Source organism: Arthrobacter sp. SIMBA_036 (assembly GCF_046535135.1).
Lineage (GTDB): Bacteria > Actinomycetota > Actinomycetes > Actinomycetales > Micrococcaceae > Arthrobacter.
Map to the genome: position 1 here is coordinate 210,463 of NZ_JAWRXG010000008.1, position 20,449 is coordinate 230,911.

Annotated in this window: 21 protein-coding genes, 2 tRNA genes, 1 other RNA gene and 1 pseudogene; 11 read left to right on the forward strand and 14 right to left on the reverse strand. The window is 61.1% G+C overall.

Translation table 11 applies throughout. The features are described 5' to 3' along the window. The first annotated feature begins 80 nt into the window (after positions 1 to 80). On the forward strand, positions 81 to 773 hold the full coding sequence (locus tag SB659_RS12850) for a DNA alkylation repair protein (RefSeq protein ID WP_410550650.1): 693 nt from the start codon (positions 81 to 83) through the stop codon (positions 771 to 773). 30 nt (positions 774 to 803) lie between these two features. On the opposite strand, the gene mptB is transcribed toward SB659_RS12850, so the two are convergent. Further along, complete coding sequence (gene mptB / locus SB659_RS12855) at positions 804 to 2,357, reverse strand: polyprenol phosphomannose-dependent alpha 1,6 mannosyltransferase MptB (protein WP_410550651.1); 1,554 nt, start codon at positions 2,355 to 2,357, stop codon at positions 804 to 806. Between the two features lie 146 nt (positions 2,358 to 2,503). Between mptB and orn the strand changes: the two genes are divergently transcribed. From orn to SB659_RS12875, 4 genes are all read left to right on the forward strand, one after another. After that, positions 2,504 to 3,139 carry an oligoribonuclease gene (orn, locus tag SB659_RS12860; protein WP_410550652.1) on the forward strand — a complete coding sequence of 212 codons (636 nt, stop codon included), beginning with the start codon at positions 2,504 to 2,506 and terminating at the stop codon, positions 3,137 to 3,139. 131 nt (positions 3,140 to 3,270) lie between these two features. Next, positions 3,271 to 3,346, forward strand: a tRNA-His gene (locus SB659_RS12865). A 123-nt stretch (positions 3,347 to 3,469) separates the two neighbouring features. Continuing rightward, positions 3,470 to 4,042 (forward strand): peptide deformylase, encoded by a 573-nt coding sequence (gene def, locus SB659_RS12870; RefSeq protein WP_284978038.1) that lies wholly within the window; start codon positions 3,470 to 3,472, stop codon positions 4,040 to 4,042. A gap of 4 nt (positions 4,043 to 4,046) precedes the next feature. Next, positions 4,047 to 4,892, forward strand: a complete 846-nt coding sequence (locus SB659_RS12875; RefSeq protein ID WP_410550653.1) for an acyltransferase domain-containing protein — start codon at positions 4,047 to 4,049, stop codon at positions 4,890 to 4,892. Here SB659_RS12875 and SB659_RS12880 read toward each other — a convergent pair. The 4 genes from SB659_RS12880 to rnpB form a co-directional block, all read right to left on the reverse strand. Next, the gene (locus tag SB659_RS12880; protein ID WP_410550654.1) at positions 4,877 to 5,677 is read right to left on the reverse strand and encodes an HNH endonuclease family protein; all 801 of its coding nucleotides are present in this window, start codon (positions 5,675 to 5,677) and stop codon (positions 4,877 to 4,879) included. The genes SB659_RS12875 and SB659_RS12880 overlap by 16 nt on opposite strands. A 97-nt stretch (positions 5,678 to 5,774) precedes the next feature. Continuing rightward, entirely contained in the window at positions 5,775 to 5,984 is a 210-nt protein-coding gene (locus SB659_RS12885; RefSeq protein WP_284978041.1) for a hypothetical protein, read from the reverse strand. Positions 5,985 to 6,057: 73 nt separating this feature from the next. After that, positions 6,058 to 7,545, reverse strand: a complete 1,488-nt coding sequence (locus SB659_RS12890) for a glyceraldehyde-3-phosphate dehydrogenase (protein ID WP_410550655.1) — start codon at positions 7,543 to 7,545, stop codon at positions 6,058 to 6,060. A 275-nt stretch (positions 7,546 to 7,820) separates the two neighbouring features. After that, an RNA gene (gene rnpB / locus SB659_RS12895) (RNase P RNA component class A) lies at positions 7,821 to 8,210 on the reverse strand. A gap of 79 nt (positions 8,211 to 8,289) precedes the next feature. On the opposite strand from rnpB, the gene SB659_RS12900 reads away from it, so the two are divergent. Next, positions 8,290 to 9,054: a YaaA family protein gene (locus SB659_RS12900; RefSeq protein WP_410550656.1), complete on the forward strand. Its 765-nt coding sequence runs from the start codon at positions 8,290 to 8,292 to the stop codon at positions 9,052 to 9,054. Between the two features lie 16 nt (positions 9,055 to 9,070). On the opposite strand, the gene SB659_RS12905 is transcribed toward SB659_RS12900, so the two are convergent. Further along, entirely contained in the window at positions 9,071 to 9,808 is a 738-nt protein-coding gene (locus SB659_RS12905; protein WP_410550657.1) for a zinc ribbon domain-containing protein, read from the reverse strand. Positions 9,809 to 9,896: 88 nt separating this feature from the next. Beyond that, complete coding sequence (locus tag SB659_RS12910; RefSeq protein WP_410550658.1) at positions 9,897 to 10,802, reverse strand: Nif3-like dinuclear metal center hexameric protein; 906 nt, start codon at positions 10,800 to 10,802, stop codon at positions 9,897 to 9,899. Positions 10,803 to 10,936: 134 nt separating this feature from the next. Between SB659_RS12910 and msrA the strand changes: the two genes are divergently transcribed. From msrA to epsC, 3 genes are all read left to right on the forward strand, one after another. Beyond that, a complete protein-coding gene (msrA, locus tag SB659_RS12915) occupies positions 10,937 to 11,458 on the forward strand; it encodes a peptide-methionine (S)-S-oxide reductase MsrA (protein WP_410550659.1) in 522 nt (173 codons plus the stop codon). A 66-nt stretch (positions 11,459 to 11,524) separates the two neighbouring features. Beyond that, positions 11,525 to 12,460, forward strand: a complete 936-nt coding sequence (cysK, locus tag SB659_RS12920; protein ID WP_410550660.1) for a cysteine synthase A — start codon at positions 11,525 to 11,527, stop codon at positions 12,458 to 12,460. Between the two features lie 41 nt (positions 12,461 to 12,501). After that, positions 12,502 to 13,086, forward strand: a complete 585-nt coding sequence (epsC, locus tag SB659_RS12925) for a serine O-acetyltransferase EpsC (RefSeq protein WP_410550661.1) — start codon at positions 12,502 to 12,504, stop codon at positions 13,084 to 13,086. Positions 13,087 to 13,170: 84 nt separating this feature from the next. Here epsC and gndA read toward each other — a convergent pair whose 3' ends face one another. After that, positions 13,171 to 14,607, reverse strand: coding sequence for an NADP-dependent phosphogluconate dehydrogenase (gene gndA / locus SB659_RS12930; RefSeq protein WP_410550662.1), 1,437 nt, complete (start codon positions 14,605 to 14,607; stop codon positions 13,171 to 13,173). 182 nt (positions 14,608 to 14,789) lie between these two features. On the opposite strand from gndA, the gene SB659_RS12935 reads away from it, so the two are divergent. Further along, the gene (locus SB659_RS12935) at positions 14,790 to 15,563 is read left to right on the forward strand and encodes a FadR/GntR family transcriptional regulator (RefSeq protein ID WP_284980088.1); all 774 of its coding nucleotides are present in this window, start codon (positions 14,790 to 14,792) and stop codon (positions 15,561 to 15,563) included. Here SB659_RS12935 and SB659_RS12940 read toward each other — a convergent pair. The 6 genes from SB659_RS12940 to SB659_RS12965 form a co-directional block, all read right to left on the reverse strand. Continuing rightward, positions 15,523 to 16,317 carry an IclR family transcriptional regulator gene (locus SB659_RS12940; protein WP_284980087.1) on the reverse strand — a complete coding sequence of 265 codons (795 nt, stop codon included), beginning with the start codon at positions 16,315 to 16,317 and terminating at the stop codon, positions 15,523 to 15,525. The two genes, SB659_RS12935 and SB659_RS12940, sit on opposite strands and share 41 nt — an antisense overlap. 241 nt (positions 16,318 to 16,558) lie before the next feature. Further along, entirely contained in the window at positions 16,559 to 16,849 is a 291-nt protein-coding gene (locus tag SB659_RS12945) for a hypothetical protein (RefSeq protein ID WP_284980086.1), read from the reverse strand. 159 nt (positions 16,850 to 17,008) lie between these two features. Continuing rightward, positions 17,009 to 17,084 (reverse strand) — tRNA-Val (locus SB659_RS12950). Between the two features lie 79 nt (positions 17,085 to 17,163). Then, positions 17,164 to 18,093, reverse strand: a complete 930-nt coding sequence (locus SB659_RS12955; RefSeq protein WP_410550663.1) for an NAD-dependent protein deacetylase — start codon at positions 18,091 to 18,093, stop codon at positions 17,164 to 17,166. Positions 18,094 to 18,137: 44 nt separating this feature from the next. Continuing rightward, positions 18,138 to 18,629 (reverse strand): peroxiredoxin, encoded by a 492-nt coding sequence (locus tag SB659_RS12960; protein ID WP_284980084.1) that lies wholly within the window; start codon positions 18,627 to 18,629, stop codon positions 18,138 to 18,140. Then, positions 18,626 to 19,045, reverse strand: a complete 420-nt coding sequence (locus SB659_RS12965; RefSeq protein WP_284977410.1) for a DUF3052 domain-containing protein — start codon at positions 19,043 to 19,045, stop codon at positions 18,626 to 18,628. Before SB659_RS12965 ends, SB659_RS12960 begins: the two co-directional genes overlap by 4 nt. 381 nt (positions 19,046 to 19,426) lie before the next feature. Here SB659_RS12965 and SB659_RS12970 point away from each other — a divergent pair. Beyond that, positions 19,427 to 20,449 (forward strand): annotated as a pseudogene (locus SB659_RS12970) (pyruvate dehydrogenase (acetyl-transferring), homodimeric type); the annotation flags it as partial.

The window sequence follows — 20,449 nt, forward strand, 5'->3', positions numbered from 1 at the left end:
GCCTGTAAGGGTGCTCAATCTGCAAAGGTGCTCAATCTGCAAGGGGCTCGGCGGGTCGTGCCCCGACTTAGGGTTAGGGGATGACAACCACGGATTTGGTGACAACGATCCGCTCGGCGCTGCGGTCTGCTGCGGATGGCGACAGGGCCCGGGGAGCTCAGGCGTATATGAAATCGACCATGCCCTCCTGGGGCGTTCGTGTTCCCGAGGTTCGAAGAATCGTCAAAGCCTCTCTTGAACAATTCCCGTTGACCACACCCGATCAGGTGCGAGATGCGGCCCTTGAGCTCTGGCGGAAACCCGAAGCTCGTGAAGAGCGCTATGCCGCTATCGATCTCACCGGGCTGAAATTGGTTGCCCAAGACTTGGAGATGATGCCGGTGTACGAGGAAATCATCCGGACGGGGGCATGGTGGGACTTGGTAGACGGAGTCTCGCATCGGATTTGTACCCTGCTCATATCCCATCGCAGCACTCTGACACCCCTGTTACTACGGTGGTCCACGGATGACGACATGTGGATTCGCCGGGCGTCCATCACTGCGCAATTGGGGGCCAAAGGGGCAACAGATCCGAGTCTTTTAGCCGCTGTCATCAAACCCAATCTCGCCGACAAAGAGTTCTTCATCCGGAAAGCCATCGGTTGGGCGCTGCGTGAATACAGCAAGACGGATCCTGAATGGGTCAGGGCATTCGCAGCCGAAAATGCACCATCGCTGAGTCCCTTATCAAAGCGTGAGGCTCTGCGGCTGCTCGCAACCCATCCGAGCTGAGGACCTGAGGACGCGCAGGCTTCGATGCACTCAAATAATTGGGCGTAATCCTGGTAAGTCGCGCTTGCGGAACAGGCTCTTGGTTTTCGGATCAACGAAGATCAGGTACACGGCAAAGAGCAGCGCAATGATCGCGGCAGCATTGCGCGCCAACGTCAGCGCAAGCCCCAGGTCCTCGCTCTGCAAGTACGGGAACACATCCAATTGATCGGAAATGCCATAAATCATGAAGAAGGCGACCACAAAGTAGACGGCCTTAACCTGCCAGTCGTTGCGAATTCCCGTCACGGCGAACAGAGGCAGGAGCCAGACGACGTACCAAGACTGGATCATGGGCGACAGCACGACGATTGCGGCGAAAGCCAACGTCAGGCGTCGGATGAGCCGATCGTAGTCGCCACGGAATACCAGCCAGCCCACGGCCCCCACCATGAGTACCTTGCCGGCGTCGTAAACCCACTGGGCGACGCCCCAACCGTCCACACCAAAGACGTTCAGGATGGAGGCAACGATCAAACCGATCAACCCTGTTGGCGCATACCAAATCGCCACACTTCCGGGCGCTGAGAGGCCTTTGATCCAACCGAACCCATAACCGTTGAACAGGCTCATCGCGTACAAGACTCCGAGGCTCAAAGCCGCGGTGAGGAACCAGAAGAGAATCCGCCGTGGCCACGAGGCGCCCTTGCCTGCCCACAGGAGGCCGATAAAGGGCAGGAAAACCACAGTGATGGGTTTGACCGAGATAGAGAGCGTCACCAACAGGATGCCGCGAATAACGCGGCGCGTGGCGCAGTAATAGAGCCCTGCCAGGGCCAACCCGATCATGAGGGAATCGTTGTGGATGCTGGCTATGAAGTTCGTCAGGAAGAGTGGGTTTGCGGCGGTCAGCCACAAGGCACGGTGCGGATTGACGCCGTGAAGCTCGGCCAACTTTGGGATGTAAACAACACAGAGGGCCACGCCCACGAGGGCCACCAACCGGAAGAGCATGATGCTTGCCTCGGGCTGCACGTTGGTCACCCACACCACGAACTGTTCTATCCAGAGGAACAACTGACCATAAGGAACGGGTGCCTCAGTCCACATCTTGTCCGCGCCGAGCTGGAAGTAATTGGGCAGCGCCGAAATGCCGTTCTCGTAAGGATTGATCTTCTCGACCATCAACCGGCCTTGGCCGATGTACGCGTAAACATCCCTGCTGAACAAAGGAATCGTGAACACCATCGGCAAGCCCCAAGCCAGAATCGCTCGCAACGTTGCCTTGCGGGCTTCGAGTCCCCATACCCGTACACGCTGCCCCAAACGGAGCCAGGCGCGGATCAACAGCATTCCACCTACAGCTACGAGCACGATGGATATGGACACGCCCACGCCTTCGGTGCGCATCCAAATGAAGAGCGGAAGCCGACGCAGTTCGGACACTGGGGCGAGCCAGCCTACTCCGAGCGAACCGATCACCAGGAACATGGAACCTACGAAACCAGCGATGAGTGGCGACCGGGCGTTGTCCACCTCGCTCAAGGCGGCGTCCGCGGACAGCGCTGGTTTCCCGGCCTTCTGGGCGGGTACAGGCACCGTCATGTGGTGGTCATCCAATCGTTGGCCCGAGCACTTCGGGGCAATACGTGCATCTCCAGGGGCTTCGCACAGCAGGAAAAAAGACACTGCCTTGCTCGAAAAGCCTACCATCGGAGCACTTGCAAGGACCTGAACGATAGGCTGTGCGGGTGCCTATTACTAATGAACGCATCGTTTGGATCGATTGCGAAATGACCGGACTGGATATCGAGAACGATGCCTTGATCGAGGTCGCAGCGCTTGTTACTGACTCCGAGCTCAACATCCTTGGCGACGGCGTCGACGTCGTCATTAAGCCCGACGATGCCGCACTCGAACAGATGAACGACTTCGTGCGCGACATGCATACCCGTTCCAAGCTCCTGGACGAACTCCCCCACGGCAAGACCATGGCCGAGGCCGAGGCCGAGGTGTTGGAGTACATCGAGAAGTGGGTTCCGGACCCCCGCAAGGCACCCTTGGGCGGCAACTCGGTAGGAACTGACCGGGTGTTCTTGGCCCGGGACATGCCCAACATTATCGAGCACCTGCACTATCGGGTCATTGACGTCAGCACCATCAAGGAACTTTCCCGGCGCTGGTTCCCCCGGGCTTACTTCCAGTCCCCGGCCAAGCACGGCGGCCACCGCGCGTTGGGCGACATCAAGGATTCCATCGATGAGCTCCGCTACTACCGCGAAGCAGTCTTCGTGCCCGCCCCAGGACCCGATACCGCCACGGCACAGCGCATTTCCAAGGACATCACGGCCACGGCCGAAACGTTGGCACCCGGGAAGACAGTGTGATCTGCAGCAAATTTTGAGGTTTTTTTGCCATAAGGGGCAAAAGTGGACTTTGCACCCCAAAACAGCAGGTAAGCTATTTGTCGTTGCCCTGAAGGAAAGCCGGTGAAACGGTTCCGCCCAAATGGCACATGGTGGGCTTAGCTCAGTTGGCAGAGCGCCTGGTTGTGGTCCAGGAGGTCGCGGGTTCAACCCCCGTAGCTCACCCCACCGAGATTGGCTCCAGAGCCGGTTTCCACAAAGGCCGCACCGGTTACCCGGTGCGGCCTTTTGTTTTAACCAAGGCGGCAGGCCCGTTTCCGGATCACCGCGATCAACGAAGGAAGAACAAACATGACCGTCCTGCCAGTAACAATCTGGGGCGAACCTGTTTTGCACCGCCGCGCCAGCGAAGTGGAGCGTTTCGACGACGAGCTGCGGTCACTCATTGCGGACATGATTGAAACGAACGACGCCGCCAACGGCGTTGGCCTGGCTGCGCCCCAAGTGGGCGTGGGCAAGCGCATCTTCATTTTCAAATACGCCAACGACGACGACGCGCCGGATCAAGGTGTCTTGGTGAACCCGACCTTGACCCTGTCAAAGGTTTCCGGTGCCCTACCGGATCCGGACGAAGACGTCGAAGGCTGCTTGTCCTTCCCTGGCGAGTATTACCCGCTCCAACGCGCCGAGTGGGCCCGTGTCGAAGGCTTCGACGGTGACGGGAACCCTGTGGACTTTGAAGCGACCGGCTGGTTCGCCCGGATCCTGCAGCACGAGTTTGATCATTTGGACGGCAAGCTCTACGTCAACAAACTGGTCGATCGATACGCCAGGAAAGCCATGAAGCAGGCCAAGAAGAACGGATGGGGCGTCCCTGGCCTGACCTGGATGCCTGGCGTCGACCCCGATCCGTTCGGTCACTAAGACCGTGGTAGACGCCCCGTTCCGGGAGTTGTTCCAAACCCTGGACATCCGCGGCGAGGACGCCGCTGGATGCGCAGAACTCCTGTCATCGCCGCCCAGCGAGCATGTCAAAGAGGCGCTGGCCGCCTTGAATGGACGGCTTGGAACATTTCCGTCAGAAGCTATCCCCGCCGGACCCTCCGGTGCGCATGAGTGCTCTGAGACTGACTGGATTGAAGCCCTCCTAAGATTCGCGCCGACAGTGGCAGACTATCATCGGCGGCTGGGAATCAGCCCCGCAGTCTCGTCCGCGACCTTGGCAGACGTCGGGCTGCAGTTACGCATCAACCGACGCGTCCACGGGAAGTTTGGGCTGGACACTTGGACCTGGCTGACGCTGCACATGGCGGGGAACTTGTTCAGGTTGGGGCGGCTCCAGTTCCACCTGATTCGGGCTGCAGGAGCGGACGACGGCGCGGCAGAACCGCCGTCGTGGGTCCTTGGAGTGCACATACCGGAAGGGGGCAGCCTCTCCCCCGCATTGGTTGACGCCAGCTTCGCCGAGGCGCGTTCCTTCTTTGCCCAGCATTTCTCGGACAAGCGTGCGGCCCTGGCCACGTGTGAGTCGTGGATGCTTGACCCCTACCTCTTGGATCGGCTTCCAGCGAGCAACATCGCCTCCTTTGCGCGTCGCTTCACGGTGGAGCGATGCACGGATGCCCCCACGGACGCTGTGTATTTCACTTTCCGGCAGCGAGGCCTGGAAAACCTGCACGCACTCCCCCGCGACACGTCCCTGCAGCGTACGGTTCTAGAAAGGATCGACGACGGCGGGACGTGGCAGCTGGGGCACGGCTACCTCCGGCTGTAAATAGTCTGCTGATCGGGGCATGAGCCCAGGATGCGCTTCATCGCGTCCTTTTCTGCTGGGGTAACCCAGAGGTTGTATGCCGTCTTGACTGAAATCTGCCGGGCCACATAGTGGCACCTGAAGTTCTTGTTGGCAGGCAACCACGTCGCCGCGTCGCCGGCCCCTTTCTTCACGTTGGCCGGGCCGTCGGCGGCGAGAAGGTTCAGGGGGTCGTTGGCCAACGTTTGGCGCTGTTGTGGTGTGAGTTGCTGGGCGCCGGTTTGCCACGCGTTGGACAAGGCCACCACGTGGTCGATTTGCACGGAGGCGCTGGTGTCCTGGCCCCTGCGGAACGAGACACGCAGACCGGTGTAAGGCTCCATGAAGTCGCCTGCGGCAACCTTGCAGGAAGACCCTTCGGCAAAGACCACCGCGGACAGGTCCCGCCGCAGGATGTCGTTGCGAGTGTCGCAACCGTTCCGGTCGACATCCAGCCAGGCTTGGCCGAACTGCGTGCGGTCGTACCCGGTTTGAGGCGCCTTTCCCTTAACCCTGAGGCGTTCCAGCGCGTCAAGGGCTTTAGCCGGCGCTACAGCGGACGCACCCGGGAGGGGCTTCATCCACGCAGGATTGAAGACCGGGGCATCCACTGGCCCCGACACTGCTGGCTCGGACACAGCGAACTGGCCGGAAAGGAAGAACCAAGTGAGCGCCGCCACGATGGTGGCGGCGCCCAGCAAGATTATGGCCCATGCTTGCCGCGACCTGCGCCGCGCCCGCTGATAGGCAGAATATGTGAGACTCAAAGGACCTTTATCCGATAGAGGTAGATGGTGTCCTTCGAGCGTAAAGCACTGAGCAGCCGGGCACGCGGCTATCCCCAGTGTGGAGGACCAGTGGGGGCTATTGCTCCCGGGTAACCCGCTGCAGGTCCTCCGTGGCCAGGGCAAGGAGCCCCCGCAATTGCTCGACGCGTTGATCCGTGACGTCGCCCGTGGCGTTGGCTGCTATTGCCTGATCAAGGAGCTTCTGAGCTTGTTTCTGGTTAGCGCGCGCGACATCCAGCGCGTGTTCCAGGGTGGTTTCATGTTCCATAGTTGACTCCCTTTCCATGATGCCCATTCTGGACAGAATTCCCGACCGTTTCCAGTGAACAGGCCGGGAATCCCACGACTATTTCAGGCAATCAGGCGCCAGCGCCCTCAAGCACTGCGATAGGCGCCACAACGTCCCGCGCGGGGAAGGACGGCGGGTTGACGCCGGCCATTTCTTCCATGACGCGGACTACTTGGCAGGAGTAGCCGAACTCGTTGTCGTACCAGACGTAGAGTATGAGGTTTTTGTCGTTGGAGATGGTTGCGAGCCCGTCCACGATGCCTGCCCGGCGGGAGCCGACGAAGTCCGTGGACACGACGTCCGGGGAGTCGATGTAGTCGATCTGCTTGCGGAGTTCGGAGTGGAGGGACATCTCGCGGAGGTAATCGTTGACCTCATCACGGGTGGTGCCGTTCTCGAGGTTGAGGTTCAGGATGGCCATGGACACATCCGGGGTGGGAACACGGATGGCGTTACCGGTGAGTTTGCCCTGCAATTGCGGCAGTGCTTTGGCTACGGCCTTGGCGGCCCCGGTCTCGGTGATGACCATGTTCAACGCCGCCGAACGGCCCCGGCGGTCGCCCTTGTGGAAGTTATCGATCAGGTTCTGGTCGTTGGTGAACGAGTGGACCGTTTCGACGTGGCCGTGAACGATGCCGAACTTGTCGTTGATGGCCTTCAGCACCGGGGTGATCGCGTTGGTGGTGCACGAGGCGGCGGTGACGATCGTGTCGTCGTCGTTGATGTCGCGGTGGTTGATGCCGTGGACGATGTTCTTCAGCTCGCCCTTGCCCGGGGCGGTGAGCAGGACACGGGCCACGCCGTTGCTCTGCAGGTGCTGGGAAAGGCCTTCGGCGTCACGCCAGCGGCCGGTGTTGTCCACCACCAGGGCGTCTTTGATCCCGTAGGCGGTGTAGTCCACGGTGGCGGGGTTGTCCGAGTAGATGACTTGGATCTGCACACCGTTGGCGGTGATGGTGTTGGCGTCCTCATCCACCCTGATGGTGCCCTCGAAGGAACCATGCACGGAGTCCCGGCGCAGCAGGCTGGCACGCTTGACCAGATCGTTCTCGGCGCCCTTGCGGACCACGATCGCCCGGAGCCGCAGACCGTGCCCGCCGCCGGCCTTCTCGATCAGGATACGGGCCAACAACCGCCCGATACGCCCGAAACCGTACAGCACGACGTCGGTGCTGGTACGGTCATCAGCGCCGCGCTTCCCAACAATCTCGGCAAGCTCGCCACGCAGGTACTCATCGAGCGAGGCGCCGTTGCCTTCTACCCGGTACTTCTCCGTCAAACGTGCAATGTCAATGGCCGCCGCGCCAAGGTCCAGCTCAGCCAAGGCATTCAGCAACGGAGCCGTTTCCTCAAGGAGGAGCTCGGTGTTGCTCATCCGGCGGGCAAAGCGGTGTGCCTTCAGGATGTTCATGGTGGATTTATTGATCAGGCTGCGGCCGTGGATGCTGGTGACCACGTTGTTTTCCCTGTACAACCGGCCGATCACTGGAATCATCGCCTCGGCGAGAGCCTCCCGGCCCATCCACTTATCAAGACAAGAATCTGACGTCTGGCTCACAGAACTACCTTCCTTGGGTCAACTACATACGTCCTCGTATGCAGATGGCGGCCGCCCGGAGTAATCCTGCGGCACTGGCACTGGCCGGGCTTCGGTCCGCCCACAGCACCTTGAACGAGAACAAAGAAAAATCCGCCGGCTGCGAACGCAGTCCCGGCGGCAGAACTTCCACGTTCAGGAACCATTCTACGGGGAGGACCCTGCCAGCTATCTGCCAGCTGGCGTGAAATCACTCACACGGGTCTGATGTCGGCAGGAAAGTGCGCGGTAATAAATGGATGGGTTGACCGATACGCCGGGTTCTGTCATCCCGATCCGTTGCCGGAACGGGAGTGGCGGCCATCCATCTACGAACGCCGTTGCCGACGCCCTCCAGCAGCCTACCCGGACACTCGGGCGGGCAGCCCTCAAACGTGTCCTGTCTGGCCTTGCTCCGGGTGGGGTTTACCTAGCCTCCCCGGTCACCCAGGGAGCTGGTGGTCTCTTACACCACCGTTTCACCCTTACCTGCCGTTCACGGTGCGGGCACCGATGAAGCAGGCGGTCTGTTCTCTGTGGCACTGGCCTGCGGGTTACCCCGAGTGGGCGTTACCCACCACCCTGCCCTGTGGAGCCCGGACGTTCCTCGAGCCACTTCCGTGGCGCGCGACCGCCTGGTCAACCCATCCGCGCTCCAGTCTACCGGCGTCTTGCCCGGCCGAATTCTCCGCGAGTTCCACCCGTAAATCCGGCTAGTATCGTCTGGTGCTGATTCTGCTGCCGCCATCTGAAGGCAAGACCCCCGCGGTGAAGGGCTCCGCCGTCGACTGGGAGTCCCTCAGCTTCCCGGAACTGAATCCTTGCCGCGCAAAAGTGCTGGAATCCCTCGGGACAGTCAGCTCGCACCAGGACGCCCTCGCGTTGCTGGGGGTGGGCGCTTCGCTGCGGGACGACGTCGAACGCAATACCCGCCTGCATGCCGAGCCGGCAGCTCCTGCGCATCAAGTGTATTCGGGGGTGCTGTACGACGCCCTCGGTTTCAAGAGCATGACCCCGACGCAGCGCCGCAAAGCGATCGACTCAGTGCTGGTCATTTCGGCGTTGTGGGGCGCTATCGGCTTTGGCGACCACGTGCCCGCCTACCGGCTTTCCATGGGAACCGCACTGCCCGACGTCGGACGCCTCGCCTCGTTCTGGAAGCCGCACCTCAACGCCGCCCTCGCCAAGCGCGCGGAAGGTGAATTGGTGGTGGATTGCCGTTCCAGCACATATGCCGCTGCTTGGGCTCCGCCGCCAGCGCAGACGGTCAATGTCAACGTGTTCACTGAGGCACGTGGCAAGCGAACGGTGGTCAGCCACTTCGCCAAGCACACCCGCGGCGAGCTGGCCCGCCACCTCTTGACCAGGCGCGGCAAGGCACCGGCCACCCCGGATCAGTTGGCCAAGGCAGCCCGGGAAATTTGGACCGCGGAACTTGAGATCGGAACGGCGCGTAAACCACACGCGCTGAACATCATTCTCTCCAGTTAATTCCCAGCGGGATGGTTCAGTTCCATTCCGCCGAACGTACGAGGATGCATCCGGAATCCGGGCAGAAAACAATCTCATCGTCCGCCGCTGCCCTGACCTCAGCCAGGTCACCGGGGCTCAGCATCATGCCCGACCCCTCGGACTTGCCATGGAAGAGCCGCGCGGCGCCTACTCCCCGCTTGGCGATAGTCTTCTCGTAAACAGCGACCATCGCCTGGTCAAGGGATACGGAGAAGGCGGCTCGTTGCCCGCGCACCACCGCTTCTTCGGCCGCGATCTCGGCGATCGCCTCATCGAGCTCAGCCCGAATGCTGCCAAACGAGCCTTGGATGTCATCGACGATCGCCTGCTGTGCAGCTTGGCGCTCCCGCAATGCGTCCAACCGCTCGAGTATCTCCAGCTCGACATCCTCGAGGTCCGAGCGCCGCTTGTTCAGTGACGCGATGTCACTCTGCAGCGCGACGAGGTCTTTGGAGAGTCCGGTGCCGCTGTTCAACCGCGCTTCGTCGCGTTCAATACGCGTGGCTACCTGTTCGACGTCGGCCTCGGCGCGGCGGAGTTCGGCCTCGGCGTCGTGCACTGCAACCTTTGCCGCTCCCAGCTCCCCGTTTGCGACCCTGAGCGCATCCGTGAGATCCGTGATCCGCGGATCCGTCTCCAGCACCTTCCGCTTGCCAGCCAGCGACTTCAGCTTGGCATCCAGCCCCTGCAGTTCAAGCAATTTCAATTGTTCCGCCGGTGCTGCCTTCGCCACGCTTACCTCCGTTTGTCCCCACCGGTCCTGCCAATCAAGCCCGGCCGGACGCCCGGCGCTGCCGGGGTTGTCCGTATCCTTCTAGACTCTAGTCCCCGGCGGGAGTGAGTATGAAGTCCCAAGGATCGCTGTTGGTGGTACTGACACGGATTTCGACGTCGTACCCCTGGTCCGCGAGTACGTTACCCAGTGCCTCGGCAGCGGGGGGAAGCCACAACCACTCACTCGCGAAGTGCGACACGTCGATCAGGTAGGGCCGTCCATTGGGCGTGCCCTCACGGGCTTCGGACGCCGGGTGGTGCCGCATGTCTGCCGTGACGTACACATCGGCGTGGTTCGCCCGGACGGCACCGAACAAGCTGTCACCTGCACCACCGCAGACCGCGACCCGCTTGACCAACCCGTCCTTGTCGCCGGCCACCCGCACCCCGCCTGCGACCGCGGGAAGCATTTCAAAAACGCGGGCCGCAAAATCACCCAGCGTCATGATGTCCGAGAGGTCACCGACCCGGCCGATGCCTTCTTCGGGTAATCCGTTGGCGGCAACCGTAAGGGGCGAGACGTTTTCCAACCCGAGGGCGTCAGCCAAGACGTCCGAGACGCCACCGACTGCCGAATCTCCGTTGGTGTGGACGGTCAGCAGCGCGGCCCCGGCCTCAATAAGCCGATGGACGGCCAGGCCCTTCGCGGACGTCGCAGCCACTGAATTGACGCCTTTGAGGAGTAAAGGGTGATGCGTAATGAGCAGTTGGGCCCCCCACTCGATGGCCTCATCGATCACGGCCAGCGTGGGATCGACGGCAAACATGATCTTCTCCACCGGAACGGCGGGATGACCGACCACCAGGCCTACCTCGTCCCAGTCCTCGGCCAAGGACTCCGGCCAGAGCTCCTCCACAGCCAGTAACACTTGTCCGAGCGTTGGGTCCCCGATGGCTTCCCCGGCATCGTCACCGGAATCCGCATCAGTTATGGGGGTATTTACGGCTTCCATAGTCCTATTGTTACCTACTCACCCGTACTCAGCCGGATCGGCAGGCTTTACTTTCCGCGGTATCTGCCGGGCACCGTTATTGTCCCGTAAGGTGTTGCGGGAATCATCAGCCCCTCCCATCCATTGAAGAGAACATGAAAACTTTCGTACTTGGCGGCGGCTGCTTCTGGTGCCTCGATGCTGTTTACCAGAAGACCCGCGGCGTCAGCTCAGTAGTCTCCGGCTATACCGGCGGCCACGTCCGCAATGACTACTACGAGGTGTGTTCCGGAACGACCGGCCATGCCGAAGTCGTTGCCGTAACTTTCGACGAGTCCGTGGTTCCGGAAGAAATCATCCTGGACATGTTCTTCGCCCTTCACGACCCCACCACGTTGAATCGCCAGGGCTATGACGTAGGAACCCAATACCGGTCATCCATGTTCTATTCCACGACAGAGGAAAAGATCCTGTTCGAGGAAGCGATAGAGCGGGCCCAGGCGTTATGGTCGGATCCGATCGTCACGGAAGTCGCGCGCCTGCCGGAATTCTTCGAAGCCGAGGAAGTGCACCAGAACTATTACGGAAAGTATCCGTACCAGGGTTACTGCCAAGTGATCATCAACCCGAAGTTGGCCAAGGCCCGGAAATATTACTCCGCGTGGCTTACGGCTTAGCAGGGTTTCGTTCGGGCTGGCTAGGCTGACCTCAGCATTCCCTCTTGAGAGATAGGCATAATTTTCATGGCACGGATCTACGACGACGTCACTCAGCTGGTCGGCCGCACTCCGCTGGTCCGTTTGAACCGGCTTACTGAGGGGCTCGATGCCACCGTGGCAGTCAAGCTCGAGTTTTACAACCCGGCCAACAGCGTCAAGGACCGCATCGGCGTTGCCATCATTGACGCCGCGGAGAAGTCCGGCGCTTTGAAGCCCGGTGGAACCATTGTTGAGGGCACCTCCGGCAACACCGGCATCGCGTTGGCCTTGGTGGGCGCAGCCCGCGGTTACAAGGTCATCCTGACCATGCCCGAGACCATGTCCACGGAACGCCGCGTGATGCTCCGGGCTTACGGTGCGGAAATCGTCCTGACCCCCGGCTCCGAAGGCATGCGCGGCGCTGTGGAAAAGGCGCAGGAGATCGTGGCCACCACGGAGAACTCGATTTGGGCGCAGCAGTTCGCCAACGAAGCCAACCCGCAGGTCCACCGCGACACCACCGCTGAGGAAATCTGGGCCGATACCGACGGGGAAGTAGATATCTTCGTCTCAGGCGTTGGCACGGGCGGTACCATCACCGGCGTCGGCCAAGTCCTCAAGGAGCGCAAGCCCGGCGTCCAGATCGTTGCCGTTGAGCCCAAGGACTCCGCTATCCTCAACGGTGGCGCCCCAGGCCCGCACAAGATCCAGGGCCTCGGTGCCAACTTTGTGCCGGAAATCCTGGACACCAACGTGTACGACGAAGTCCTGGACGCCACGCTCGAAGATTCGGTCCGGGTGGCCCGTGAACTCGGCGCGCGTGAAGGCATCCTCGGCGGCATCTCCTCCGGCGCCATTGTGTGGGGCGCCCTGGAACTCGCCAAGCGACCTGAGAACGCGGGCAAGCTGATTGTCGCCGTCGTCTGCGACTTCGGAGAGCGCTACATCTCGACCGTGCTGTTTGACGATATCCGCGGCTAACACTTCGCCCGCACATCTTCATTTCCTGTAGAAAGGTCTTTGTGAGCTTCTTCGCAAGGCTTAGGGAAGACCTCGACGCCGCCCGGTCTCACGACCCGGCGGCGCGAGGCTCTTTCGAGAACTTTTTTGCCTACTCCGGGCTTCACGCCATCTGGGCTCACCGCCTGACCCACCGGCTGTGGCAGAACCCTGCCCTGCGCTTCCCCGCCCGCTTGATCTCCCAGTTGGCGCGGTTCATGACCGGCATCGAGATCCATCCCGGTGCAACCATCGGGCGGCGCTTCTTCATTGACCATGGCATGGGAGTGGTGATCGGCGAGACCGCCGAAATTGGTGAGGACGTCATGATTTATCACGGCGTAACACTGGGCGGACGTTCATTGGCCAAGGTCAAACGCCACCCCACCATCGGGGATCGCGTGACCATCGGTGCCGGTGCCAAGGTCCTCGGACCCATCACCATCGGCGCTGACAGCGCGGTCGGTGCCAACGCCGTCGTCGTCAAAGACGCACCGCCGGAGTCAATCATCACCGGCATTCCCGCCACCTGGCGCCACCGCGATGCGCGATCGGAAACCAAACCAGCGGTTGATCCGGCGGAGTACTACATCGAATATCGGATTTAGCTGCGCTTGGATTTTCTTTGTTTCCCTTAAACGCAGGAAGCGCCCCAGTTCACTGAACCGGGGCGCTTCCTGCGTCAGGGCTGGCTAGTGGGTGTCCACAGCCGAGACCTCAGACTTGTCTTCGCCCCACAGGGTGTGGAACGTGCCCTCGGTGTCCACGCGGCCGTAGGTGTGTGCACCGAAGAGGTCGCGCTGGCCCTGGATCAGGGCAGCGGCAACGCGCTTGCGGCGCAGGCCGTCGTAGTAGGCCAACGACGAGGAAAATACCGGAACCGGAATACCGAGCTGGACCGCCGTAGCTACAACCCGACGCCAGGCCGGAAGGGCCTCTGCGATGGCCTTGGTGAAGGCCGGGGCGAAGAGCAGGTTGGCGGGCTTCTCCTCGGCTGCGTAGGCCTTGGTAATGTCCTTGAGCAGCTCTGCACGGATGATGCAGCCCGCACGCCACAGCGATGCGATCTGGTCCAGCTTGAGGTCCCAGCCGTACTCCTTGGCAGCGGAGGTCAGCATGTCCAGGCCCTGTGCGTAGGAAACGAGCTTGGAGGCATAGAGAGCCTGGCGTACATCCTCCACGAACGTCTCGGGGATTTCCACGGGAGCTTCTTCTCCGGCCAGCAATTCCTGGCCGAGCTTGCGCTGCTCTGCCTGCGAGGACAGCGCACGGGCAAATACGGACTCGGCGATGCCGGACACCGGCGAGCCGAGCTCCAAGGCGGAGATAACGGTCCAGCGTCCGGTGCCCTTCTGGCCAGCGGCGTCGACGACGACATCAACGAACGGCTTACCGGTCTTGGCATCAACGTGGCCCAGGACCTCAGCTGAGATCTCGATGAGGAAGGAGGACAGATCGCCCTTGTTCCACTCAGTGAAGATCTTTGACTGTTCGGCAGGCTCAATGCCTGCACCCGAACGGAGGAGGTCGAAGGCTTCACCGATGACCTGCATGTCGGCATATTCGATGCCGTTGTGCACCATCTTCACAAAGTGGCCGGCACCGTCGGTACCGATCCACGCGCAGCAGGGTTCGCCGTCGACCTTGGCCGAAATCTTTTCCAGCAGCGGGCCGAGGGCGTCGTACGACTCCTTGGAACCACCGGGCATGATCGAAGGGCCATTCAGCGCGCCTTCTTCGCCGCCGGACACGCCAACGCCCACGAAGTGCAGGTCCTTCTTGGCCAAGGCCGCTTCACGGCGGCGAGTGTCCTCGTAGTGCGAGTTGCCGGCGTCGATGATGATGTCCCCGGCTTCGAGCAGCGGTTCGAGCTGCTCGATGACGTTGTCAACAGGAGCGCCCGCCTTGACCATGATGAGGACGCGGCGGGGCTTTTCGAGTGAGTCGACCAGTTCCTGCAGCGTTTCCGTGCGGATGAAGTCTCCTTCTGTCCCGTGCTTTTCCAGCAACGCGTCGGTCTTTTCCACGGAGCGGTTGTGAAGAGCCACGGTGAAGCCGTTGCGGGCGAGGTTGCGGGCAAGATTGGCACCCATTACCGCAAGGCCGGTGACACCGATGTGTGCTGACATCAAAACTCCAATTCGTTCGTGTGCATACAGTCCTGCGGGCACGCAGGAAGCGAATTCGTAACCAGGGGCTGTAATAAACCATACGTAATTACATTCGGGTGAGGAAGCGGCGCCCACGTTCTGGAAGGCTCCGCGTCATAAACAGTCTATGACGCTGCCCTGCCGCCACTATGCTTGCCTCTATGTCCACCAGCCTCCACCACCGCGCCATTGAGCATTTGGGAACCCGGATTGTCGATGGCACCCTTCCGACCGGCCACGTCATGTTGGCAGAACACCTCGAAGAAGAACTGAATGTTTCCCGTTCGGTAGTCCGGGAAGCAGTGCGGGTGCTTCAGTCCTTGGGATTGGTGGAGACGATCAAGCGGGTAGGCATCCGGGTTTTGCCGGCGCATCGCTGGAACCCCTTCGATCCGATGGTCATCAGGTGGCGCTTGGCCGGCGATGGCCGCGGCTCCCAACTGCGCTCGCTCGCGGAGCTGCGTTCCGCCGTCGAACCCACAGCCGCCGAGTTGGCCGCCAGCAACGCGCCAGCGAGCCTCCGGCAGGAACTGGTAGCCATCTCGGAAGCGATGAAAGAAGCAGGAGACGCCGGTGACGTTCCCCGGTTCCTGGACCTCGACATCCGTTTCCACGCTCTTGTGCTCTCCGGCTCAGGCAACGAGATGTTCGCGAACCTGATAGGTCAGGTCACCGAAACGCTGACCGGGCGGACGGTCCACGGACTCATGCCCGAGCATCCCCAGAAACAAGCGCTGCAGTGGCACATGGACGTTGCCCACGCAATCGACGCCGGTGATGGTGCGCTGGCGCGGGACGCCGCGGACAAGATCATGCGCCAAACCATCGCCGAGTTGGAGCCGAGTTGGAGCGATCAGCCGCGGGTCTTTGTGCCCGTAGTTGTGAACGGCAGCATCAGCCCATCGGGTTTCCCAAGGAACGCGCCAATTCCTTGAGTTCCTTAACCATCTGCGCGCCCTGCTCTTGGGAATAGGTAGCCTTCAGTGCCGTTACGGACAACCCGAGGCTTGGTCCATGGGCGCCGCGGGTCGGGACGGGAACAGCCAAGCAAACTACCCCCAAGGTGGATTCTTCGTCTTCGAAAGCGAAACCTTGCTTTCGGATCACGGCTACTTGCGCCTTCAACTCCTCGGCCGTGCGGAGGGAGTTAGTGGTCATGACGGGAAGCTCCATGCCGTCGGGGAACATGGCTTCGATGTCGTGGTCGCGCAGCTGGGCCAGCAGGGCCTTCCCCACACCGCACAGCGAGACTGGCATCTTGTCGCCGATGTTCGATGTCAGCCGGACAGCCGGATGGCCCTCATAACGGGCAAGATAAATCACATGATCGCCGTCGAGCATTGCGATCCGCACTGTTTCGCCTGACAGTGTTGGCGCTTGTTCACAGTACTTATAGAACTCCTGCACCTCATCGAGGCGGCTCAGGTACGCAGCTCCCAGTTCAACGAGCTTTCGACCCAACGTGAAATCCGCGCCCTGCCTCGTGATCAAGCGCGCTTCCTCGAGCGCGAGAAGCAGGTTGGATGTCGACGATTTCGGGATGCCGAGCTCGCGCGACAAATCACTCAAGGTCAGCCGCCCCGTGTACGAGTTCGCAAGTGCCTCCAAAACGGCAGCTGCCCTGGTAACCGCAGGCGCTGGCGACGACGACCCCAGCCCAGGGGAACGGACGGCATGGGAATCTGGCATGGGCATCCTCATTCCTCGCAAGTCCTCGGAAAGCGTCTGTTCATCCTGCTGAACATTTACCCATCGTAGTGGGATCGAGGGATTCCGAAGGGCGTCCCCAGCGTTTCCCGAGAGGTCCAACGGGCCTTCACGCCACGCGGCTTTCCAAACCCAAAGGTTCGCTGTATATTCAACTTCGAGCTCTCCACCGCGGCATCCCCCAATAGTCGCGGTGGAGAGCTCATCCATTTCATCGCCGTCATCAGGCTGCTGCGACCTGCTCGCCCCTGATCCGCCACCCGCCGCCTTCGCCGTCCCGCACCAGTTCCCAGGTAGCGATGCTGGACCGGCTGCTGTTTCCCAACCGGACCTGCACCTGCAGCACCTCGACATCCACGCGGCCTTGGCCACGTGGCATCCGTCTCCTGTCCTCCCACCACGGAACCCGCTCAAACCAGCGGACCGGTTCAACAACAATGCGCCACTCGCGATCGCCCCTTACCACCACCGCAGCGGTACCGGGCTCACTCCCGCGGATAAAAACATGCTCCATGAACCATGACGCTACGGGTAGGCACTGACATTCCAGCCAAAGGCCGGGGCCGTCGACCAAGAGCGAATCGACAGACCGAATCCGGGACTAATACGAAAAATACCGGCCACAAAAAAATCCCCGCCACATCGGCCTCAGGCCTGATGTGACGGGGATTCATGGTGGGTCCTACCGGGATCGAACCGATGACATCCACGGTGTAAACGTGGCGCTCTACCAGCTGAGCTAAAGACCCTAAACCGGTGATCTCAGCGCTTCCACAATGCGTTGCAGTTACTTCAGCGCGTCGACCAACGAACAATGACTCTACATGATCAATCGGAAGAAATACCAATCGGCGGATATGGCTCGGCAAGACCAGGAAGCTCACGGGCAAGGTAGTCCAGCGCACCGCTGACCCCGGCCTCCAACTTCAGGGTCGCAAACGCATCACCGCGGGTAGCGCCACGGTTGATGATTACTACGGGCTTCCCTGCCTTCGCGGCGTGACGGACAAACCTCAACCCGCTCTGCACAGTCAGGGATGAACCAGCCACCAAGAGGGCCTGCGCCTCATCCACCATCGCATACGCCCGGACCACGCGATCCTTGGGAACGTTCTCGCCGAAGTAGACAAAGTCGGGTTTGAGAGTGCCGCCGCAGATGGGACAAACAGCCATGGCGAAGGAGGTGATGAGTTCGGGGTCCTCAACAGTGGCATCGGCGTCAGGAGCCATCTCCACCACATTGGAGGCCAAGGCCGCTTCGAGGAATCCGGGATTGATTTCCTCAAGGATGGCGGCAATGAGACCCCTGGTGAATGTGTGGCCGTTTTCAAGGCATACCACTTGGTCGAACCGCCCATGCAAGTCAACAACATTGACGCTTCCGGCGTCCTCGTGGAGCCGGTCCACGTTTTGCGTAATAAGACCCGTTAATAGCCCTCGGCGTTCCATTGCCGCGACGGCGAAGTGCCCCGCGTTGGGATCTGCGTGCCGTAAATGGGACCACCCGATGTGGTTACGCGCCCAATACCTGCGCCTGTTTGCGACGTCTCCCACAAATTCCTGATACGTCATGGGATTGCGGGGAGCGGATCCAGGACCTCGGTAATCGGGGATGCCGGAATCCGTGCTGAGGCCCGCACCCGTGAGAACTGCAAGCCGCCGGTGAGCCAAAACACCAACTGCAGCTTGCAATCCTTCAAGTTCCCGGGGGTCGAGCACCTCAGGGGCCGCGGGCGGCAGGCTGGCGAACCCGGTCATCCCTACCCCAGGCGTGCCCTGGCCCGCTCCCGTTGTGCCCATACTTACCGTTGGGCCAAGGCGGACAGTGCCCGCCGATACTCGCCCAGATCACGCGCTTTTCCACGCGGATTGACCATCACGTGCCGGATAGCTCCGCCGGCATCGATGATGAACGTTCCGCGCAATGCCATCCCACTGGCGGCATCAAACACGCCGTACCGCTGCGCCACTGCCCCGTGGGGCCAAAAATCGGCCAGAAGGTCAAAGCCGTAATTTTCCTGCTCCGCGTAGGCCCTGAGCGTAAATTTGCTGTCCACGGAAACGGCAAGCACGGTTGCGTTGGCGTCCTCAAAATCAGCAAGGTTGTCCCGAAGCTCACACAGCTCCCCGGTACAAATACCTGAGAAAGCAAAGGGATAGAAAACAATCACCACATTGCGGCCACGGTAGTCGGACAACCGGACGGGCTCGCCGTATTGGTTCGTCAGTTCAAAATCAGGTGCCGCTTCGCCGACTCGCGGCACAGCCAGGGCGGCCTGCTGAAGGTCCGTCACTTGTTCTTCTTGGCCACCAGACGCGTGGCGCTCCAGTCTTTCGACACCCCTGCCGAGGTGGTCAGGTGAAGACCGGAGGTGGGGGCAGCATCCTGTATGTCAGCGGGGGAAACGTAGTTATCCCGGCCGGACTTGGGGGTGAGGACCCAGACGACTCCGCCTTCCTTGAGCGTGGTGAGCGAATCGACCAACGCATCAACGAGGTCTCCATCGCCGTCCCGCCACCAAAAGATGACGGCGTCAACGACGTCGTGATCATCTTCATCCAATAGTTCAGAGCCAGTGACATCTTCGATGTCGTCACGCAAGTCGAAATCGACGTCGTCGTCGTAGCCGCGTTCCTGAATCAGATCCCCGTCTTTGAAACCCATTCTTTCCGCCACATTTACCGATGTGGCGGCGTCGGCCTCGCTCACGTTTCCTCCTTTTGAAGTGACTTCCATTACCAACAGCCAACACCCTTTGGGCGTGTGCTTCAAGCCATTGTCCCTGCCGCGGGCCATATTCCGCACTTCGGGGTGCGATTCCACGCCGCGGCGTGGAGGTGCTTTCCGTCACGGTGTCCTGCAGATATGTGACATACAACGCTCCCGGACCCCGGCGGCTACGCATCCCGGCGAAGTGAAAGCTAGAGTGGCCATGAGCGCTATGGCTCCGGGGCGACCGCCCCAAGAAATTCTACTGGTAGCCATACGCTCAGAAGACCTGTCCGGCGCATCCGACCGGGCTGTTGAAACTGTAACGTCGCACACGACGCATTCACGATGGGCAGTTACCCTGCCGGACCTGAGGCGCCGATGCATGCGCCAAAAGGAAGGTTGGACGTGGCTGTAGGAGAAGAGACCTCAGACATCCTCAGCGGGTTGACTGCCCAGCTGCCTGATCGTGATCCGGAAGAGACTGCTGAGTGGATTGAGTCCCTTGATGCGTTGATCGCGGAGCAGGGTACCGAGCGTGCCCAGTACATTATGCGGAGTTTGTTGCAGCGTGCTGGTGCGAGGTCGGTGGGTGTGCCGATGGTGACGACCACTGATTATGTGAACACGATCCCGGTGGATCAGGAGGCCGAGTTCCCGGGGAACGAGGAGTTCGAGCGCCGGTACCGGGCGTATATGCGGTGGAACGCTGCGGTGATGGTTCATCGTGCGCAGCGCTCTGATATTGGTGTGGGCGGGCATATTTCCACCTACGCCGGTGCTGCGACCCTGTATGAGGTCGGGTTCAATCATTTCTTCCGGGGCAAGGACCACCCCTCGGGCGGGGACCAGGTGTTTTTCCAGGGCCACGCCTCGCCCGGGATGTACGCCAGGGCGTTCATGGAAGGACGTTTGAGCGAGGAAGACCTGGACGGGTTCCGGCAGGAGAAGTCCAAGGCCGGGCATGCCCTGTCCTCCTACCCGCACCCGCGTCTGATGCCTGATTTCTGGGAATTCCCGACCGTGTCGATGGGTATCGGCCCGATGAACGCGATCTACCAGGCCCAGTCCAACCGGTACCTGCATAACCGCGGGATCAAAGACACCTCCGACCAGCAGGTCTGGGCGTTCCTCGGTGACGGGGAAATGGACGAACCCGAATCCCGTGGGCTGCTCCAACTCGCCGCGAACGAGAACCTGGACAACCTGAACTTCGTGATCAACTGCAACCTCCAACGCCTGGACGGCCCGGTCCGGGGCAACGGGAAAATCATGCAGGAACTCGAAGCGTTCTTCCGCGGCGCGGGCTGGAACGTGATCAAGGTCCTCTGGGGCCGGGAATGGGACTCCCTGCTGGAAGCAGACACCGACGGGGCGTTGGTGAAAATCATGAACGAAACCCCC

What these genes read in the sequence shown, in the direction of transcription:
- SB659_RS12850 (WP_410550650.1), top strand. Translation starts at nt 81, where the DNA reads ATGACAACCACGGATTTGGTGACAACGATCCGCTCGGCGCTGCGGTCT.
- mptB (WP_410550651.1), bottom strand. Translation starts at nt 2,357, where the DNA reads ATGACGGTGCCTGTACCCGCCCAGAAGGCCGGGAAACCAGCGCTGTCC.
- def (WP_284978038.1), top strand. Translation starts at nt 3,470, where the DNA reads ATGACCGTCCTGCCAGTAACAATCTGGGGCGAACCTGTTTTGCACCGC.
- SB659_RS12885 (WP_284978041.1), bottom strand. Translation starts at nt 5,984, where the DNA reads ATGGAAAGGGAGTCAACTATGGAACATGAAACCACCCTGGAACACGCG.
- SB659_RS12910 (WP_410550658.1), bottom strand. Translation starts at nt 10,802, where the DNA reads ATGGAAGCCGTAAATACCCCCATAACTGATGCGGATTCCGGTGACGAT.
- msrA (WP_410550659.1), top strand. Translation starts at nt 10,937, where the DNA reads ATGAAAACTTTCGTACTTGGCGGCGGCTGCTTCTGGTGCCTCGATGCT.
- cysK (WP_410550660.1), top strand. Translation starts at nt 11,525, where the DNA reads ATGGCACGGATCTACGACGACGTCACTCAGCTGGTCGGCCGCACTCCG.
- gndA (WP_410550662.1), bottom strand. Translation starts at nt 14,607, where the DNA reads ATGTCAGCACACATCGGTGTCACCGGCCTTGCGGTAATGGGTGCCAAT.
- SB659_RS12935 (WP_284980088.1), top strand. Translation starts at nt 14,790, where the DNA reads ATGTCCACCAGCCTCCACCACCGCGCCATTGAGCATTTGGGAACCCGG.
- SB659_RS12940 (WP_284980087.1), bottom strand. Translation starts at nt 16,317, where the DNA reads ATGCCAGATTCCCATGCCGTCCGTTCCCCTGGGCTGGGGTCGTCGTCG.
- SB659_RS12945 (WP_284980086.1), bottom strand. Translation starts at nt 16,849, where the DNA reads ATGGAGCATGTTTTTATCCGCGGGAGTGAGCCCGGTACCGCTGCGGTG.
- SB659_RS12955 (WP_410550663.1), bottom strand. Translation starts at nt 18,093, where the DNA reads ATGACCGGGTTCGCCAGCCTGCCGCCCGCGGCCCCTGAGGTGCTCGAC.